Origin of the sequence: Actinosynnema sp. NPDC053489 (genome assembly GCF_044544865.1) — a bacterium.
Lineage (GTDB): Bacteria > Actinomycetota > Actinomycetes > Mycobacteriales > Pseudonocardiaceae > Actinosynnema.
On sequence record NZ_JBITXT010000023.1, the window covers coordinates 13,075 to 31,183 of the forward strand.

General features: G+C 73.5%; 15 protein-coding genes. 6 read left to right on the forward strand and 9 right to left on the reverse strand.

The window, feature by feature from the left end; genetic code table 11:
• The first annotated feature begins 58 nt into the window (after positions 1–58).
• Together ACIGNX_RS33375 and ACIGNX_RS33380 are read left to right on the forward strand one after the other, a co-directional pair.
• Positions 59–667 carry a TetR family transcriptional regulator gene (locus tag ACIGNX_RS33375; RefSeq protein WP_396545311.1) on the forward strand — a complete coding sequence of 203 codons (609 nt, stop codon included), beginning with the start codon at positions 59–61 and terminating at the stop codon, positions 665–667.
• Positions 668–747: 80 nt separating this feature from the next.
• Entirely contained in the window at positions 748–2,343 is a 1,596-nt protein-coding gene (locus ACIGNX_RS33380) for an FAD-dependent monooxygenase (RefSeq protein WP_396545313.1), read from the forward strand.
• A 15-nt stretch (positions 2,344–2,358) separates the two neighbouring features.
• On the opposite strand, the gene ACIGNX_RS33385 is transcribed toward ACIGNX_RS33380, so the two are convergent.
• Entirely contained in the window at positions 2,359–2,838 is a 480-nt protein-coding gene (locus ACIGNX_RS33385) for an SRPBCC family protein (RefSeq protein ID WP_396545315.1), read from the reverse strand.
• On the reverse strand, positions 2,835–3,203 hold the full coding sequence (locus ACIGNX_RS33390; protein ID WP_396545317.1) for an ArsR/SmtB family transcription factor: 369 nt from the start codon (positions 3,201–3,203) through the stop codon (positions 2,835–2,837). Before ACIGNX_RS33390 ends, ACIGNX_RS33385 begins: the two co-directional genes overlap by 4 nt.
• 359 nt (positions 3,204–3,562) lie before the next feature.
• On the opposite strand from ACIGNX_RS33390, the gene ACIGNX_RS33395 reads away from it, so the two are divergent.
• The 3 genes from ACIGNX_RS33395 (at position 3,563) to ACIGNX_RS33405 (ending at position 8,382) form a co-directional block, all read left to right on the forward strand.
• On the forward strand, positions 3,563–7,315 hold the full coding sequence (locus ACIGNX_RS33395; protein ID WP_396545319.1) for a multifunctional oxoglutarate decarboxylase/oxoglutarate dehydrogenase thiamine pyrophosphate-binding subunit/dihydrolipoyllysine-residue succinyltransferase subunit: 3,753 nt from the start codon (positions 3,563–3,565) through the stop codon (positions 7,313–7,315).
• 75 nt (positions 7,316–7,390) lie between these two features.
• Entirely contained in the window at positions 7,391–7,570 is a 180-nt protein-coding gene (locus ACIGNX_RS33400) for a DUF6104 family protein (RefSeq protein WP_396545321.1), read from the forward strand.
• Positions 7,571–7,815: 245 nt separating this feature from the next.
• Positions 7,816–8,382, forward strand: coding sequence for a hypothetical protein (locus ACIGNX_RS33405; protein ID WP_396545323.1), 567 nt, complete (start codon positions 7,816–7,818; stop codon positions 8,380–8,382).
• A gap of 46 nt (positions 8,383–8,428) precedes the next feature.
• Here ACIGNX_RS33405 and ACIGNX_RS33410 read toward each other — a convergent pair whose 3' ends face one another.
• Positions 8,429–9,421, reverse strand: coding sequence for an aldo/keto reductase (locus ACIGNX_RS33410; RefSeq protein WP_396545325.1), 993 nt, complete (start codon positions 9,419–9,421; stop codon positions 8,429–8,431).
• A gap of 82 nt (positions 9,422–9,503) precedes the next feature.
• Entirely contained in the window at positions 9,504–10,397 is an 894-nt protein-coding gene (locus ACIGNX_RS33415) for a LysR family transcriptional regulator (RefSeq protein ID WP_396545327.1), read from the reverse strand.
• A 71-nt stretch (positions 10,398–10,468) separates the two neighbouring features.
• On the opposite strand from ACIGNX_RS33415, the gene ACIGNX_RS33420 reads away from it, so the two are divergent.
• Positions 10,469–11,350 (forward strand): dihydrodipicolinate synthase family protein, encoded by an 882-nt coding sequence (locus ACIGNX_RS33420; protein WP_396545329.1) that lies wholly within the window; start codon positions 10,469–10,471, stop codon positions 11,348–11,350.
• Here the strand turns inward: ACIGNX_RS33420 and hutI are convergent.
• From hutI to hutH, 5 genes are read right to left on the reverse strand one after another with little or no spacing between them, the layout of a single operon-like run.
• Entirely contained in the window at positions 11,310–12,455 is a 1,146-nt protein-coding gene (gene hutI, locus ACIGNX_RS33425) for an imidazolonepropionase (RefSeq protein WP_396545331.1), read from the reverse strand. The two genes, ACIGNX_RS33420 and hutI, sit on opposite strands and share 41 nt — an antisense overlap.
• The gene (locus ACIGNX_RS33430) at positions 12,452–13,723 is read right to left on the reverse strand and encodes a formimidoylglutamate deiminase (protein WP_396545333.1); all 1,272 of its coding nucleotides are present in this window, start codon (positions 13,721–13,723) and stop codon (positions 12,452–12,454) included. Before ACIGNX_RS33430 ends, hutI begins: the two co-directional genes overlap by 4 nt.
• Positions 13,720–14,898, reverse strand: coding sequence for an allantoate amidohydrolase (locus tag ACIGNX_RS33435; RefSeq protein WP_396545335.1), 1,179 nt, complete (start codon positions 14,896–14,898; stop codon positions 13,720–13,722). Before ACIGNX_RS33435 ends, ACIGNX_RS33430 begins: the two co-directional genes overlap by 4 nt.
• Positions 14,891–16,534, reverse strand: coding sequence for a urocanate hydratase (hutU, locus tag ACIGNX_RS33440; RefSeq protein WP_396545337.1), 1,644 nt, complete (start codon positions 16,532–16,534; stop codon positions 14,891–14,893). The genes ACIGNX_RS33435 and hutU overlap by 8 nt, the downstream gene beginning before the upstream one ends.
• Positions 16,534–18,039: a histidine ammonia-lyase gene (gene hutH, locus ACIGNX_RS33445; RefSeq protein ID WP_396545339.1), complete on the reverse strand. Its 1,506-nt coding sequence runs from the start codon at positions 18,037–18,039 to the stop codon at positions 16,534–16,536. The genes hutU and hutH overlap by 1 nt, the downstream gene beginning before the upstream one ends.
• Positions 18,040–18,109 lie beyond the last annotated feature (70 nt).

Here is an 18,109-nt window from a genome sequence, read left to right on the forward strand (position 1 = left end):
TCGAACTTTCCGGTTCGGCAACTTTGCCGAGTCGGAAAGTTCGCGCTACCCTGGTCCCATGGCACCGGGCGAAGGACTGCGGGAGCGCAAGAAGCGGGAGACGCGGTTCGCGCTCAGCCAGGCCGCCATTCACCTGACCCTGCGGCACGGCTGGGAGAACGTCACCATCGAGGACATCGCGGCCGCCGCGAACGTCTCCGAACGCACCTTCCGCAACTACTTCACCGGCAAGGCCGAGGCGATCGTCGCCTCGCACGTCGAACGCGCCCGCCGCACGGCCGAAGCGCTCCGCGAGCGACCGGCCGACGAACCGCTCTGGGACGCTCTCGTCAACGCCCTCGTCGCCCAGTTCGAACCGCCCCCGGGCGGTGACGCCCGCGTGCCCGAGGGCTACGCGGCCGCGCTCCAGAAGCTCCTGGCGGAACCGGCCATCCAGTACGAGGTCTTCCGCTCGCACGCCACGGCCCAGGACGAACTGACCGCCGCCGTCGCCGACCGCACGGGCACCGACCCGGACGACCTGTACCCGCAAACCGTCGCGGCGGTGGTGGGTGCCGGGCTGGGCACCGCGCTGGCCCGCTGGAGCCGCAACCCCACGGGCACGGTCCCGGACCTCCTGCGGGAGGTCTTCGCCCAGATCCGCGCCGGCCTGCCGGTCCCGGACTAGCCCCGAAGAACCCGACCGACCCCGACGAGCCCTCGCCCGCCGGGCTGATCAGGCATGCCCGAAAACCCCAAGGAGCACCCATGGACGTGGTCATCGTCGGCGGCGGCCCGAACGGCCTCATGCTCGCCTGCGAACTCGCCCTCGCGGGCGTCCGCCCGGTCGTCCTCGAACGCCTCGCCGAACCCAGCCCGGACCCGAGGTCGAACGGCCTGGTCGGCCAGGTCGTCCGCGTGGTCGACCGGCGCGGCCTCCACGAGCGGCTCAGCGGCACGCCGGGCCCGCCGACCCCGAACACCGGCTACTTCATGTTCGCCGCCATGCCCCTGAACCTGGGGCTGCTCGCCGACGACCCCCACCCGAACTCGCTCCACGCCCTCCCCGTCCCCGAGCGCGACACCGTCCGCGTCCTGGAAGCACGCGCCCGGGAACTGGGCGCCGACATCCGCCGGGGCCACGAGTTCACCGGGCTCACCCAGGACGACGACGGCGTCACGCTCACCGTCGCGACCTCCGACGGCACCTACCAACTCCGCGCCCGTTACGTCGTCGGCGCCGACAGCGCCCACAGCCCGGTCCGCAAGGCCGCCGGCATCGGCTTCCCCGGTGTCACGCACGACCGGACCACCACCCGCTCCGCGCACGTCACCGTGCCGACGGACCGGCTCGACCCCGCCACCGGCGCGCTGGACGTGCCCGGCCACGGCCCGGTCCTCCCCTTCCTGCCCGTCCGCACGGCCAGGGGCGGCTTCACCTACGCGCCGCTCCCCGGCCGCCCCCCGCTGGTGGCCACCACCGAGTGGGACGAGGCGCCGACCGACGAGCCGATGACCCTGGACGAGCTGCGTGCCAGCGCGGCACGGGTGCTGGGCGCGGACGTCCCCCTCGGCCCGCCGCCCGGCCCGGGCCCGCACGTGCTGCGCCGCCTGAACGGCGGCAACACGAGGGTGGCCGAGCGGTACCGGGACGGGCGGGTGTTCCTGGTCGGCGACGCGGCCCACGTCTTCGCCGCCGGCGGCACGGGCCTGAACCTCGGCCTGCAGGACGCGGTCAACCTGGGCTGGAAGCTGGCCGCCGCGATCAACGGCACCGCCGACGTCCTGGACACCTACGAGGCCGAGCGCCGCCCGGTCGCCGACCGGACCATCACCTACTCACGGGCCCAGGCCGCGCTGATGGCGCCGGGCGAGGACGTCACGGGCCTGCGCGAGGTGTTCGGCGAGCTGCTCACCCAGCCCGGGGTCGTCCGGGTGCTCGCGAACCTGGTCGCCGGTTCCGACGTGCGCTACCCGGTCGACGCCGACGCCCACCCGCTGGCCGGCCGGTTCGCGCCCGACCTCGACCTGCGCACCCCCACCGGGCCGGTCCGCCTCGCCGAGCTGGTCCGGACCGCCCGACCGCTGCTGATCGACCTGACCGCCGACCACCACCTGACCGACCACCACCTGACCGACCAGGACCGGGCCGACCGGAACCCGACCGGCCACGACCCCGACCGCGACTCGGACCAGGACACCGCGCTGCCACCGGCCGTCGAGGTCGTCCGCGCCCGCGCCGACACCGACCTCACCGCGCTCCTGCTCCGCCCGGACTCCTACGTCGCCTGGGCGTCCGACGACCCGCGCCCCGACCGGGACCGGCTCCGGGCCGTCGCCGAGCGGTGGTTCGGCACCCCCTGACCCCGGGGGCCGACCTCAGGCCAGCAGGTCGTCCAACTGCTCGTAGCCCTCGACGACCCCGGTCTCCATGCCGCTGGCCAGCGCGGCGTCGCGGCCCTCGGTCGTCTCGAACACGCTCACCACGTGCAGCCGGGTCCGCCCGCCGTCCAGCTCCTCCAGCGTCAGCGTCTCCAGGCACACGCCGTCGGGGAACCCCTCGAACGTGAACGTCTGCACGATCCGCTCGTTCTCCCGCACCTCGTGGAAGGAGCCGTAGAACCGGTACTCCTCGTCACCGCGGGCGTGCGCGTACCGGTACGCCCCGCCGGTCGTCGCGTCCCACCGGTCCACCCGCATGGTCACCGAGCGCGGGCCCAGCCACCTCACCACCAGCTCGGGATCGACGTGGGCGCGGAACACCGCCGCCGGCGGCGCGTCGAACTCCCGGGTGATGTGGATCGTCGGCAACGCCGGGTCGGCGCTGATTGTGGTCTCGGGGTGCGTGGTCGTGGTCATGATGCCTCTCCTTCGGCTCGGGTGGTGGTGGTCGCCTGCTCGGTCGTGCCCGCCAGCTCGGCGAGCACCGCGTCCAGCCGCCGGTAGCGCTGCTCGGCCTCGCGGCGGTAGCGCTCGATCCACTTCGTCATCAGGTCGAACACTTCCGCTTCGAGGTGGACGGGCCGCCGCTGGGCCTGCTTGCCGCGGCTGATCAGGCCGGCGTCCTCCAGCACCTTGAGGTGCTTGGACACCGCCTGCACGGTCACCGGGTACGGCTCGGCCAACTCGTTGACCGTCGCGTCGCCCGCCGCCAGGCGCGCCACCATGTCGCGCCTGATGGGGTCGGCCAGGGCCGAGAAGACCCGCGACAACTGGTCGTCCACCGCCATCTCCTTACTCAACCTTCCGGTTGAACACACCGTACGACTGCCCGGAAACCAAGTCAACCCAGGAGTTGAACACGCAGTTCAGAGGGCCTGTTTCAGTCCTATGAACTCCTCACGCCCGACCCGCGGCAGCAGTGCGCACCTCCGCTTCCGACCACCGCACCACCGGACGCGTGACGGGCTGAACCTCAAGTGATGCTCAACCACCCATAACGCGAACCGATCACTCGACCGATTCTGTGAGGGAACACTCGGTGCGCTGCCCCTCCTGTGTGTGAACTGCACCAGACGGGGGACTAGCCTGACCATGAGTGAGTCATTACCAAGAGCGAGATGGATAGAGGCGAGCGCCAGCCGTGTCCAGCAGCAGTCCTGCTTCGCAGTTCGGCCCCAATGAGTGGCTGGTCGAGGAGATGTACGAGCAGTTCCTCGCCGATCCGTCGTCCGTGGACCCCGCCTGGCACGACTTCTTCGCCGACTACAAGTCGACGCAGCGGTCGGGCAACGGGGCGTCGACGGCAGCGGAGAACGGCACCACGACCGCCACCAAGACCGCTCCGGCCCAGCCCGCGCCGACCACCCCGTCGGCCTCGGCGCCCTCTTCCGCGCCCTCTTCCGCGCCCGCCGCCCCCGCGGCCGCGCCGGCGCAGCAGCAGGCGCAGCCGGTCAAGCAGCAGCCGAAGAGCCAGGCGAGCCAGCCGGACCGCAAGCCCGCGGCCAAGCCCGCGCCGGCGCAGGCCGCCAAGGCCGCCCCGGTGAAGCCCGCCCAGGGCGAGGAGCAGAAGCAGCTGCGCGGCGCCGCCGCCGCCATCGCGAAGAACATGGAGCTCTCGCTCACCGTTCCGACCGCGACGAGCGTGCGCGCCGTGCCCGCCAAGCTGCTGGCCGACAACCGCATCGTGATCAACAACCACCTCAAGCGCACCCGCGGCGGGAAGGTCTCCTTCACCCACCTGATCGGGTACGCCGTGGTGCGGGCGCTCAAGGCGTTCCCGAACCTGAACCGGCACTACGCCGAGGTCGACGGCAAGCCGTTCGTGGTCACCCCCGAGCACGTGAACTTCGGCCTCGCGATCGACCTGCCCGGCAAGGACGGCTCCCGCTCGCTGGTCGTCGCCTCGATCAAGGGCTGCGAGAACATGACGTTCACGCAGTTCTGGCAGGCGTACGAGGACCTGATCCGCAAGGCCAGGGCGGGCTCGCTGACCTCGGAGGACTTCTCCGGCACGACGATCTCGCTGACCAACCCCGGCACCATCGGCACCAACCACTCGGTGCCGCGCCTCACCGCGGGCCAGGGCGCGATCATCGGCGTCGGCGCGATGGAGTACCCGGCGCACTTCCAGGGCACCAGCGAGCAGGCCCTGACCGACATGGGCGTCAGCAAGATCATCACGCTGACCTCCACCTACGACCACCGCATCATCCAGGGCGCGGAGTCGGGCGAGTTCCTCAAGCGCATCCACCAGCTGCTGCTGGGCGAGGACGGCTTCTACGACGACGTCTTCACGTCGCTGCGGCTGCCCTACGAGCCGATCCGCTGGGTGGCCGACATCCCCGAGGGCGCGGTCGACAAGACCGCCCGCGTGATCGAGCTGATCGACGCGTTCCGCACCCGCGGCCACCTGATGGCCGACACGGACCCGCTGAACTACCGCCAGCGCAGCCACCAAGACCTCGACGTCCTGTCGCACGGCCTGACCCTGTGGGACCTGGACCGGGAGTTCCCGGTCGGCGGGTTCGCGGGCCAGGAGCGGATGAAGCTGCGCGACATCCTGGGCGTGCTGCGCAACTCCTACTGCCGCACGGTCGGCGTGGAGTACATGCACATCCTCGACCCGGAGGAGCGCCTCTGGATCCAGGAGCGCGTCGAGGTGCCGCACGAGAAGCCGCCGGCCACCGTGCAGAAGTACATCCTGTCGAAGCTCAACGCGGCCGAGGCGTTCGAGACCTTCCTGCAGACCAAGTACGTCGGCCAGAAGCGGTTCTCGCTCGAGGGCGGCGAGACGGTGATCCCGCTGCTCGACGCCGTGCTGGACAAGGCCGCCGAGCACGAGATCGACGAGGTCGTCATCGGCATGCCGCACCGCGGCCGGCTGAACGTGCTGGCGAACATCGTCGGCAAGCCGATCTCGCAGATCTTCCGCGAGTTCGAGGGCAACCTCGACCCGGGCCAGGCGCACGGCTCGGGCGACGTGAAGTACCACCTCGGCGCGGAGGGCAAGTACTTCCGGATGTTCGGCGACGGCGAGACCAAGGTGTCGCTGACCGCGAACCCGTCGCACCTGGAGGCCGTGGACCCGGTGCTGGAGGGCATCGTCCGGGCCAAGCAGGACATGCTCGACAAGGGCGGCGAGGGCTTCACCGTGCTGCCGGTCGCGCTGCACGGCGACGCCGCGTTCGCGGGCCAGGGCGTGGTCGCCGAGACGCTGAACCTGGCGCTGGTGCGCGGTTACCGCACCGGCGGCACGGTGCACGTCGTGGTGAACAACCAGGTCGGATTCACCACCGCGCCCGAGCACTCGCGCTCGTCGAAGTACTCGACCGACGTGGCGAAGATGATCGGCTCGCCGGTGTTCCACGTCAACGGCGACGACCCCGAGGCGTGCTACTGGGTCGCCAAGCTGGCCGTGGACTACCGGCAGCGGTTCAACAAGGACGTCGTGATCGACATGGTGTGCTACCGCCGCCGCGGTCACAACGAGGGCGACGACCCGTCGATGACGCAGCCCGCCATGTACGACGTGATCGACACCAAGCGCTCGGTCCGCAAGACCTACACCGAGGCGCTGATCGGTCGCGGCGACATCTCCGTCGAGGAGGCGGAGAAGGCGCTGCAGGACTTCTCCTCGCAGCTGGAGCACGTGTTCAACGAGGTCCGGGAGCTGGAGAAGCACCCGATCAAGACCTCGCCGTCGATCGAGCAGGAGCAGCAGATCCCGGCGAAGCTGCCCACCGGGATCGACCGGTTGATCATCGAGCGGATCGCCGACGCGCACGTGAACCTGCCCGAGGGCTTCACCCCGCACCCGCGGGTCAAGCCGGTGCTGGAGCGGCGCGCGAAGATGGCCCGCGAGGGCGGCATCGACTGGGCGTTCGCCGAGCTGCTGGCGTTCGGGTCGCTGGTGCTGGAGGGCCGCACGGTCCGCCTGGCGGGCCAGGACTCGCGGCGCGGCACGTTCGTGCAGCGGCACGCCACGCTGGTGGACCGCAAGCGGTCCGAGGAGTACACCCCGCTGCAGAACCTGGCCGAGAACCAGGGCAAGTTCATGGTGTACGACTCGGTGCTGTCGGAGTTCGCGGCACTGGGCTTCGAGTACGGCTACTCGGTGGCCAACCCCGACGCGCTGGTGCTGTGGGAGGCGCAGTTCGGCGACTTCGTCAACGGCGCGCAGCCGATCATCGACGAGTTCATCTCGTCCGGTGAGGCGAAGTGGGGCCAGGTCTCCGACGTCGTGCTGCTGCTGCCGCACGGCCACGAGGGCCAGGGCCCGGACCACACCTCCGGCCGGATCGAGCGGTTCCTCCAGCTGTGCGCGGAGGGCTCGATGACGATCGCGGTCCCGTCGACCCCGGCGAACTACTTCCACCTGCTGCGCCGGCACGCGCTGGACGGCGTGAACCGCCCGCTGGTGGTGTTCACCCCGAAGTCGATGCTGCGCCTGAAGGCCGCGACCAGCCCGGTCGAGGCGTTCGTGGAGGACAAGTTCCGCTCGGTGATCGACGACCCGAGCGGCGTCGACCCGGCCGCCGTGCGCAAGGTCCTGCTGTGCAGCGGCAAAATCTACTACGAGCTGCTGGCCGAGCAGGAGAAGCGCGGCGCCAAGGACGTGGCGGTCGTGCGGGTGGAGCAGCTGTACCCGGTGCCGGCGCGCAAGCTGACCGAGGCGCTGGACCGCTACCCCAACGCCACCGAGGTCCGCTGGGTCCAGGAGGAGCCGGCGAACCAGGGCGCGTGGCCGTTCTTCGGCCTCGCCCTGCCGGAGCTGCTGCCGGAGCGGTTCTCGGTCAAGCGCGTCTCGCGCCGCCCGATGGCCGCGCCGTCGGCCGGTTCGTCCAAGGTGCACGAGGTCGAGCAGCGCGAGCTGATCGCGAAGGCGTTCGAGTAGGACAGGTCGTCCGGGCCGAGCCGTCGAGACCCCGTCTCGGCGGCTCGGCCGTTTCCGTTCCCGTTGGAGGAGATCGTGTACTTCACCGACCGCGGCATCGAGGAGCTGGAGAACCGGCGGGGCGAGGAGGAGGTCACGTTCGCGTGGCTGGCCGACAAGCTACGCGCGTTCGTCGACGCCAACCCCGACTTCGAGACCGCCGTGGAACGCCTCGCCACCTACCTCGCGCGGGACGACGACGACTTCGAGGAGTGAGGCCCGGGCTGCGGACGCCCGAAGCCGCCCTCCGCGGTGCGACGGACGCGCGGTACCGCGCTCATCCCAGTCCGGTGAGCCGGACAGCCGAGTTATTCCGGCTCGCGCCGGCACACCGGCGGCACGCGCCCGAACGGCGGCCGGCGGTGCCCGGTCGGGCCGCTCGACCATGGATCCCCCGGAAACCCGGCGCGGACGAGGAAACCCCGCCTTCCTCCGCCCCGAAGGCACCGTTGGAGGAATCCTTGCGCTCGAACCGCCTCGTCCCGCGTTCCCTGCTCGCCAGGGCCGCCGCGGCCGTGCTGGTCGTCGTGGCCGCCGCGGCCACCACCACGTCGACCGCCGCGGCCGCGCCCGCCCCCACCGGCGCGGCCACCACCCTGGCCTCGCTCAACGAGCCGTTCTTCCGGCTGTACAACCCGCGCACCGGCGACAACTACAACACGACCGACCGGGCCGAGGTGATCAGCCAGCAGGCCAACGGCTACTCGTACACCGGGTTCGACGCCTTCGTGTCCACCTCGCCGCAGGCCGGCCTCGTCCCGCTCTACCGGCTGTACAGCCCGCAGCGGCGCGACCGCTACCACACGGCGAGCTGGGACGAGGTCACCGCGGCGACGTCCGCGCAGGGGTACACCTACGAGGGGATCAGCGCCTACGCGTACCCGGCGAACTCCGGGTCCGGTGTGCCGTTCCACCGGTTGCGCCACCCCGGCAACGGCGACCACGTGCTGATGACGAACCAGGCCGAGGTGAACTCGGCCGTCGCCGCCGGTTACACCTACGAGGGCGTGGCGGTGAACGTCAACTGACGCCGGGAGGGCCGCGGCCGTGGCGGTCGCGGCCCGGCCGGCCGCCTCACCAGGCGTACGCCTCCGGTGCCGGCTTGCCGCCGTTCGGGCCGGGCGCCGGGAACAGCTCGTCCAGCTTCGCCAGCACCTCGGCGTCGAGCCCGATCTCCGTCGCCCGCAGCGAGCCGTCCAGCTGCTCCAGCGTGCGCGGGCCGATGATCGGGGCCGTCACGCCCTCCTGGTGCAGCAGCCACGCCAGGCCGACGTGCGCCGGGTCCTCGCCGAGGTCGGCGGAGAGCTTCTCGTAGGCCTCGATCGCGTCGCGGTGCTTCTCCAGCGTCTCCACGCTGCGCCCGGCCTTGCCGCGCGAGCCGCCGCCCTCGCGCTGCTTGCGCAGCACGCCGCCCAGCACCCCGCCGCCCAGCGGCGACCACGGGATCACGCCCAGGCCGTAGTGCCGGGCCGCGGGCAGCACCTCCAGCTCCACGAAGCGGTTGACCAGGTTGTAGATCGACTGCTCGCTGACCAGCCCGAGGAAGTGGCGCTGCCGGGCCGCCTCCTGCGCCTGCGCGATGTGCCAGCCCGCGAAGTTGGACGACCCGAAGTAGATCACCTTCCCCTGCTGCCGCAGCACGGAGAACGCCTCCCAGATCTCGTCCCACGGCGTGTCGCGGTCCACGTGGTGCATCTGGAGGAGGTCGATGTGGTCGGTCTGCAGCCGCTTCAGCGACGCGTCCGCGGCCCGCCGGATGTGCAGCGCGGACAGCCGCCTCTCGTTGGGCCAGTCGCCCATGTCGCCGTAGAGCTTGGTGGCGAGCACGGTCCTCTCCCGCCGGCCCCCGCCCTGCGCGAACCACCGGCCGATGATGTTCTCGGTGACGCCCTCGCCCCGCTGCCAGCCGTAGACGTCGGCGGTGTCGAAGAAGTTGATGCCGTGCTCGTGGGCCCGGTCCATGATCGTGTGGCTGTCGGCCTCGGAGGTCTCCGGGCCGAAGTTCATCGTGCCCAGGCACAGGCGGGACACGGACAGGCCGGAACGGCCGAGCTGGGTGTACTCCATGCCGCCAGCCTGCCCCAAGACGATCGGCACGACCACCCGGCGGCGCGACGACCACCCGCCCGACCGGCCGCACGCCGGCCCGTCACTCCCCCGCGAGGTAGGCGGCGGTCGAGGACTCCAGCGCGGTCACGCACGCGGCGACCACGGGGTGGTCGGCCGCGCCGCGGCGGTAGGCGATGCGGGTGCGGCGGTGGACGTCCAGCGGGACCAGGCGGACGCCGCTCGGCGGGTGCGCCGCGCCGAGCTCCGGCACCAGCGCGACGCCCTGGCCGGCGGCCACGAGCGCGAGCACGGCGGTGAAGTCGTCGGCGTGGTGGCGCACCCCGGCGGTGAAGCCCGCCGCCCGGCAGACCCGCATCGCCACGGTGTGGCACAGCGTGCCGGGCGTGCCGACGACCCACGCCGCGTCCCGGGTGCCCGCGATCGTCGCGTCGGGGCCGCGCGCGGCGGGCACGGCCAGGAACACCTTCTCGTCCAGCAGCCGCACGGAGTCCACGCCGGGGTCGGGTTCGACCGGCGCGATGTCGTAGTCGTGCCAGAGCGCCACGTCGAGGCGGCCGTCGCGCAGCGCGTCGGGCATGTCGACCGGGTCCAGCTCGGTGACCATGAGGTCCAGCGCCGGGTGGTCGCGGCCGAGCGCGACCAGCGCGGCGGGCAGCAGGGTGGGCACGGCGCTGGGGAACGCGCCGATCCGCACGGCCCCGGACAGGCCGGTGCGCGCGGCGGCCACGGCGGCGGAGGCGGCTTCCAGGGCGGCGAGGACGGCCTCGGCGTGCCGGACGAGCGTGGCGCCCGTCGCCGTGAGGCGGACGCTGCGGCCGGTGTGCTCCAGCAGCGGGACGCCCGCTTCCCGCTGCAGCGCGGCGAGCTGCTGGGACACGGCCGAGGGCGTGTAGGCGTTGGCCCGGGCGACGGCCGCGATCGTGCCCAGGTGGGACAGGTCGCGCAGGAGCCGCAGGCGGCGGACGTCGAGCATCAGCTCAGCTTACGGTTGCGTTGAGGAACGCGAACTGGTCCTTCACGGTCCGGCCGGGCACCGTGGTGCGCATGACGCTCACCGGCCTCTACGTGCCCCTGATCACGCCGTTCGACCGGTCGGGGGCCGTGGCCCTCGACGCGCTGGAGGCCCTGGCCGAGCAGGCGGTGGACGAGGGCGCCCGCGGCCTGGTGGCCCTCGGCACGACCGCCGAGCCGTCCTCGCTCACGCCCGCCGAGCAGCAGGCCGTGCTCGGGGTGGTGACCCGGGTCTGCCGGGCGCGGCACGTCCCGCTGGTCGTCGGCGCGAACACCCCCCGGGCGCTGCGCGAGCTGGCCGACCACCCGGAGGTGGTGGCCTCGCTGACCGTCGTGCCGTCGTTCGTCCGGCCCGGCGAGGAGGGCGCGCTGGCCCACCTGACCCGGCTGGCCGCCGACAGCCCCGTGCCGCTGGTCGTCTACGACATCCCGTACCGGACCGGGCAGTACCTGTCCGCGAGCGCGTTGCGCCGCCTGGCGGAGGTGCCCGGGGTGGCCGGGGTGAAGTACGCGGCGGGCGGGATCAACGCGGACACGGTCGCCCTGTTCGCCGACCTGCCGCCGGACTTCGCGGTCCTCGGTGGCGACGACGCGTTCATCTCGCCGCTGCTGGCGCTGGGCGCGCACGGCGGCATCCTGGCGTCGGCGCACGTCGCCACGGCCGCGTTCGCCCGGTTGATCGACCTCTGGCACGCCGGTGACGTGGCCGCCGCACGGGACCTCGGCGGCCGGTTGAGCGCGCTCTCGGCGGCCTTGTTCGCCGAGCCGAACCCGACCGTGATCAAGGCCGTGCTGCACGCGCGGGGGCGCATCCCGACCCCGGACGTCCGCCTCCCGCTCCTGCCCGCGCACCCGGACAGCGCGACGGCCGCGCTCAGCGCCGCCGAACACCTGCTCGCCACACCGCGTGCGTGAGCGGGACGCCCGGGCGGTAGGCGAGGTGGGTGGTCGAGGGCGCGTCGAGCACGTGGACGTCGGCCCGCGCGCCCGGTGACAGGTGGCCGACGTCCGCGCGCCGCAGCGCCCTCGCGCCGTTCAGGGTGGCCGCGGTGACGGCTTCCTCGACGGTCAGGCGCATCTGGAGCACGGCCGTCGCCACGCAGTAGGCGAGGGACGTGGTGTAGGAGCTGCCGGGGTTGCAGTTGCTGGCGAGGGCGACCGTCGCGCCCGCGTCGAGCAGCCGCCGCGCGGGCGGCAGCGGCTGCCGGGTCGACAGGTCGCACGCCGGCAGCAGGGTGGCGACGGTGTCCGAACCCGCCAACGCGTCGACGTCGGCCGCCGAGAGGTGCGTGCAGTGGTCGACGCTCGCCGCGCCCAGCTCCACCGCCAGCCGCACGCCCGGCCCCTCGCCGAGCTGGTTGCCGTGCACCCGCAGCCCGAGCCCGCGGGCCCGGGCGGCCGTCAGCACCGCGCGGGACTGGTCGGCGTCGAACGCGCCGCGCTCGCAGAACACGTCCGCCCAGCGCACGTGCGGCGCGACCGCGTCGAGCATCTCGCCGACCACCAGCGACACGTACTCGTCCGCGTCGGCGCCCGGCGGCACGAGGTGCGCGCCGAGGAAGGTGACCTCGTCGACGTGCCCGGCGGCGATCCGCGCCGACCGCTCCTCGTCGGCGACGGTCAGCCCGTAGCCGGTCTTGGTCTCGACCGTGGTCGTGCCCTGGGCGACGGCCTCGGCGACGTGCCGCCGCAGGGTGGCGGCGAGGTCGTCGTCGGAGGCCGCGCGGGTCGCCCCGACGGTCACCGCGATGCCGCCGGCCGCGTAGGGCGCGCCGGCCACGCGCGCCTCGAACTCGGCGGTCCGGTCGCCCGCGAAGACCAGGTGCGTGTGGCTGTCCACCCACCCGGGCAGCACCGCCCGGCCGGCCACGTCGACCCGCACGTCGGCGGCGGGCGCGGCGGAGGCGGGTCCGACCCACTCCACCCGCTCCCCGAACACCAGCGCGGCGTCGGTGAGGCGACCCAGCTCCGGGTCGTTGGTCGTCAGCTCACCGATACCGGTGACCAGCGTGCTGCTCATCCGCCCAACCCCGTCCTCAACAGCCCGGACACGTCACCCAGCAGCTCGTGCGCGCCGTCGCGCGCCACGACCCTGCCACCGACCACGACGACGCGGACGTCCGACGCCGTGGCGGCGAGGACCACCTGCTCGGGGTCCGCGCCGGCGGTGCGGACCGAGTCCAGCCGCACGGCCACCAGGTCGGCCGGGGCGCCGACCTCGATCCGGCCCGCCTCCGGCCACCCGATCGAGGCGTGGTTCGTCAGCGCGCCGACGAGCTGCGCCGGGGTGAACCGGCCCCGCTCGCCGGTGCGCAGGCGCTCGTTGTGCTCCAGGGCGCGCGCCTCCAGCAGCGGGTCGACGACCGCGTGCTGGTCGCTGCCCAGCGACAGGGGCGACCCCGCGTCGGCCAGCTCGCGGGCCGGGCCGATGCCGTCGGCGAGGTCGGCCTCCGTGGTGGGGCAGAAGCACACGCCCGTGCCGGTGGCGCCGAGCAGGCCGATGTCCTTCGCCGTCAGGTGCGTCCCGTGCACGGCCGTGGTCCGCGGGGTGAGGGCGCCCGCCTCGGCCAGCAGCTCGGTCGGCGTCAGGCCGTACGCCTCCAGGCAGGCCCGGTTCTCCGCCGGCTGCTCCGACAGGTGCACGTGCAGCGGCCGTTCCGGGAAGGCCCCCGCCACCAGCGACAACGTTCCGCGCGGCACGGCGCGGACGGAGTGGATCGCCGCGCCGATCCTGGTGTTGTCGTCCCCGCGCAGCTCGGCGACCCGGTTCAGCCACCGGTCGCCGGTGCCGTCGGAGAACCGCTCCTGCACGCCGCGGGCCGGTTGGCCGATGCCACCCGCCAGGTAGCAGGCGTCCAGCAGGGTGAGCCTGATCCCGGCGCGCCGGGCGGCCTCGCGCAGCGCCTCGGCCATCTCGTTGCCGCCGTCGTGCAGGTAGTGGAACTCCCCCACCGCCGTCACGCCGGCCACGGCCATCTCCGCGTACACCGCCGTGGCCAGCGCCAGGTACGACTCCGGCGTCAACCGCTCGGCCACCGCGTACATCCGCTCGCGCCACGACCAGAACGTGCCGCCGTCGGAGTGCGTGCGCCCGCGCAGCGCCCGGTGGAACGCGTGCGAGTGCGCGTTCGCGAAACCCGGGAGCACCAGGCCGTGCAGCCGCTCGACGCCGAGCGGGATCGTGTCCACGGTGGACACGGAGGAGACGAGGCCCCGGTCCACGCGCACCAGCACCCGCGACGCGATCCCGTCCGGCAGCCACGCCCGCTCGCACCAGAAGCTCTTCATCGCGCCAGGTGCTCCAGGGCCGCCGCCAGCGCCACCACGCCCGCCGCGCAGTCGTCCGCCTCGGCGAACTCCTCCGGCGCGTGGCTGATCCCGGTGGGGTTGCGCACGAACAGCATGGCGGTCGGCACGTGCGCGGCCAGGATGCCGGCGTCGTGGCCCGCGCCGGTCGGCAACGCCGGCGTGCCGCCGCCGAGCGCCTCCCGGAGGCGGGACCGGAGGTCGGGGTCGAAGCGGACCGTCGGGCCCCAGCTCTCCTCCGCCACGCGGACCTCGCAGCCCTCCTCGGCCGCCGCCGCCCGGGCCGCCTCGGTGACCTGCGCGACGACCTCGCGGGTGCGCGGCTCGTCGTCGGCCCGCGCGTCCAGCCACACGTCCACCGACGAGGCGATCACGTTGGTGCCGCCCGGGTTGGGCACGACCCGGCCGACCGTGGCCCGCGCGCCACCGGTCGCCGCCCGGCGCGCGGCGAGCACCAGCGCCGCGGCGGGCAGCATCGGGTCGCGCCGGTCCTCGACCAGCGTCGCGCCGGCGTGGTTGCCCTCGCCGGTGAACGTGTAGCGCCACCGCCCGTGCGCCAGGATCGAGTCGGCCAGCCCCACCGGCACGTCCAGCCCGCGGCCCTGCTCGACGTGCAGCTCCACGAACGCGCCGACGGAGGCCAGCGCGCGGTCGTCGCGCCCCATCCGCAGCGGGTCGAACCCGGCCGCGTGGGCGGCCTCGCCGAACGTGACGCCGTCGGCGTCGACCAGCCGGCACGCGGCCTCGGCGCTGATCGCGCCGGTCATCAGGCGCGACCCGAGGCAGGCGACGCCGAACCGGCCGCCCTCCTCCTCCACGAACACCACGACCGCCATCGGCTTCGCGGGCGTGAACCCCTTGGCGCGCAACAGGTCCACCGCCTGCAACGCCGACACGACGCCGAGCGGGCCGTCGAACGCGCCACCGCCCGGCACCGAGTCGAGGTGGCTGCCGGTGATCACCGCGCCGGGCCCCGGCGCGCCCCACCACGCCCAGAGGTTGCCGTTGCGGTCGGGGCGCACGTCCAACCCGCGCCGCTCGGCCTCCTCGACGAACCAGGCGCGCAGTTCGAGTTCCACGGCGTCGAAGCCGTGCCGGGAGTAGCCGCCCCGGCGCCGGTCGCGGCCGACGTCGGCGAGGTCCGCGAGGTCAGTCACGGGCGCTCATCGGGATCGGCACGTGCTTCTCGGCGGCGACGTCGACGGCCCGCTGGTACCCGGCGTCCACGTGCCGGATCACGCCCATGGCCGGGTCGTTGGTCAGCACCCGCTCGATCTTCTGCGCCGCCAGCGGCGTGCCGTCGGCGACGGTCACCTGGCCCGCGTGGATGGACCGGCCGATGCCGACGCCGCCGCCGTGGTGCAGCGACACCCAGGTCGCGCCGGAGGCCGTGTTGACCAGGGCGTTGAGCAGCGGCCAGTCGGCGATGGCGTCCGAGCCGTCGGCCATCGCCTCGGTCTCCCGGTACGGCGAGGCGACCGAACCGCAGTCGAGGTGGTCGCGGCCGATGACGATCGGCGCGGACAGCTCGCCCGACGCGACCATCTCGTTGAACCGCAGCCCGGCCAGGTGCCGCTCGCCGTAGCCGAGCCAGCAGATGCGGGCGGGCAGGCCCTGGAACTCGACGCGCTCGCCGGCCATCCTGATCCACCGCGCGAGCTTCTCGTCCTCGGGGAACAGCTCCAGGATCGCGCGGTCGGTGGCGGCGATGTCGGCCGGGTCACCGGACAGCGCGGCCCAGCGGAACGGGCCCTTGCCCTCGCAGAACAGCGGGCGGATGTAGGCGGGCACGAAGCCGGGGAAGTCGAACGCCCGCTCGTAGCCGCCGAGCTTCGCCTCGCCGCGGATCGAGTTGCCGTAGTCGAAGACCTCGGCGCCCCGGTCGAGGAAGCCCACCATGGCCTCGACGTGGTCGGCCATCGACTCGCGGGCGCGGTCGGTGAACTCGTCGGGCTTGGCGGCGGCGTAGTCGGGCCAGTCCTCGACCGCGACGCCCTTGGGGCAGTACGCCAGCGGGTCGTGCGCGGAGGTCTGGTCGGTGACGACGTCCACCGGCACGTCGCGGCGCAGCAGCTCCGGCAGCACCTCGGCGGCGTTGCCGATCAGGCCCACCGACAGCGCCCGGCCCTCGGCCTTGGCGGCGAGCACGCGGGCCACGGCGTCGTCCAGGTCGTCGGCGATCTCGTCCAGGTACCGGGTCTCCAACCGGCGGCGGGCGCGCTGCGGGTCGATCTCGACGCAGAGCGCCACGCCCTCGTTCATGGTGACCGCAAGCGGTTGCGCGCCGCCCATGCCGCCGAGGCCGGCGGTGACGGTCAGCGTGCCGCGCAGGGTGCCGCCGAACCGCTTGTCGGCCACGGCGGCGAACGTCTCGTAGGTGCCCTGGAGGATGCCCTGGGTGCCGATGTAGATCCACGAACCGGCCGTCATCTGGCCGTACATGGTCAGGCCCTCGGCCTCCAGCCTGCGAAACTCGGGCCAGTTGGCCCAGTCCGGCACGAGGTTGGAGTTCGCGATCAGCACGCGCGGCGCCCACTCGTGCGTGCGCATGACGCCGACCGGGCGGCCCGACTGCACGAGCAGCGTCTCGTCGTCCGCCAGCCGCGCCAGCTCGCGGCTGATGGCGTGGAAGCTGGGCCAGTCGCGGGCGGCCTTGCCCGTGCCGCCGTAGACGACCAGGTCCTCGGGCCGCTCGGCCACGTCCGGGTCGAGGTTGTTGTGGAACATCCGCAGCGCGGCCTCGGTGGGCCAGCTGCGCGCGGTGAGGTCGGTGCCTCGGGCGGCGCGCACCATCACAGTGCTCCCTTCCGGATGAGGTCTTCGGCGGCGGCGATCTCGGGCGCGAGGTGGCGGTCCGGGCCGGGGCCCGCGACGTACTCGCGCAGCTTCGCGACGGCCGCCGCGGTCGCGGGTGCGGGGTTGAGCGGTTTGCGCAGGTCCAGCGCCCGCGCGGCGGTCAGGAACTCGATCGCGAGGACCCGGCGCAGCCCGTCGACGGCCTGGCGGAGCTTGCGCGCGGCCGACCAGCCCATGGAGACGTGGTCCTCCTGCATGGCGCTGCTCGGGATCGAGTCGACCGACGCGGGCACGGCCAGCCGCTTCAGCTCGCTGACGATCGCCGCCTGCGTGTACTGGGCGATCATGTGCCCGGAGTCCACGCCGGGGTCGTGCGCCAGGAACGGCGGCAGGCCGTGCGACCGGTTCACGTCCAGCATCCGGTCGGTGCGGCGCTCGGCGATGCTCGCCACGTCGGCGGTCGGGATGGCGAGGAAGTCCAGCACGTAGGCGATCGGCGCGCCGTGGAAGTTGCCGTTGGACTCCACCCGGCCGTCGGCCAGCACCACCGGGTTGTCCACCGACGCCGCCAGCTCGCGGTCGGCGACGGTCGCCGCGTAGGCGACGGTGTCGCGGGCCGCGCCGTGCACCTGCGGCGAGCAGCGCAGCGAGTACGCGTCCTGGACGCGGGTGCAGTCCGGGCCGCGGTGGCTCTCCATGATCTCCGAGCCGCGCAGGAGCTCCGCCATGCGCCGCGCGGAGCGGCCCTGGCCGGGGTGCGGGCGCAGCGCCTGGAGGTCGGCGGCGAACACCCGGTCCGTGCCGAGCAGGGCCTCCACGCTCATCGCCGCGGTCAGGTCGGCGACGTCGAGCAGGTATTCCAGGTCGTGGATCGCCAGCACCAGCATGCCCAGCATGCCGTCGGTGCCGTTGATCAGCGCCAGGCCCTCCTTCTCGGCCAGCCGGACCGGCTCGACGCCCGCCGCGGCGAGGGCGGCGGAGGCCGGGAGCAGGTTCCCGGCGGCGTCCCGGACGTCGCCCTCGCCGGTGAGCGCGAGGGCGGCGGCGGACAGCGGCGCGAGGTCGCCGGAGCAGCCGAGCGAGCCGAACTCGTGCACGACGGGCGTGATGCCCGCGTTGAGCATCGCGGCCATCGCCTCGGCGGTCTCCAGCCGCACGCCGGTGTGGCCGCTCGCCAGCGTCTTGAGCCGGAGCAGGACGAGGGCGCGCACGACCTCGCGCTCGACCTCCGGGCCGGCGCCCGCGGCGTGCGAGCGGACCAGGGACTGCTGGAGGGCGGCCCGGCGGTCCGGCGGGATGTGCCGGACCGCCAGCGCGCCGAAGCCGGTGGACACGCCGTAGGTCGGCTGCTCGGCCGTGGCCAGGCGCTCGATGTGCGCGCGGGCGGTGGTGACCGCCTCGCGGGCCGCCTCCGTGATCTCCACGGGCGCGTCGCCCCGGGCAACGGCGTGGACGTCGTCGCGGGTCAGGGGTTTCGGACCCAGCTGCACGGGTTGCTGCATGTGCCCATCTCAACCCGGCGGCCGCCTCCGCACGACCCGACATCCGCCGATGGTGTCTGGCATCCCAGAC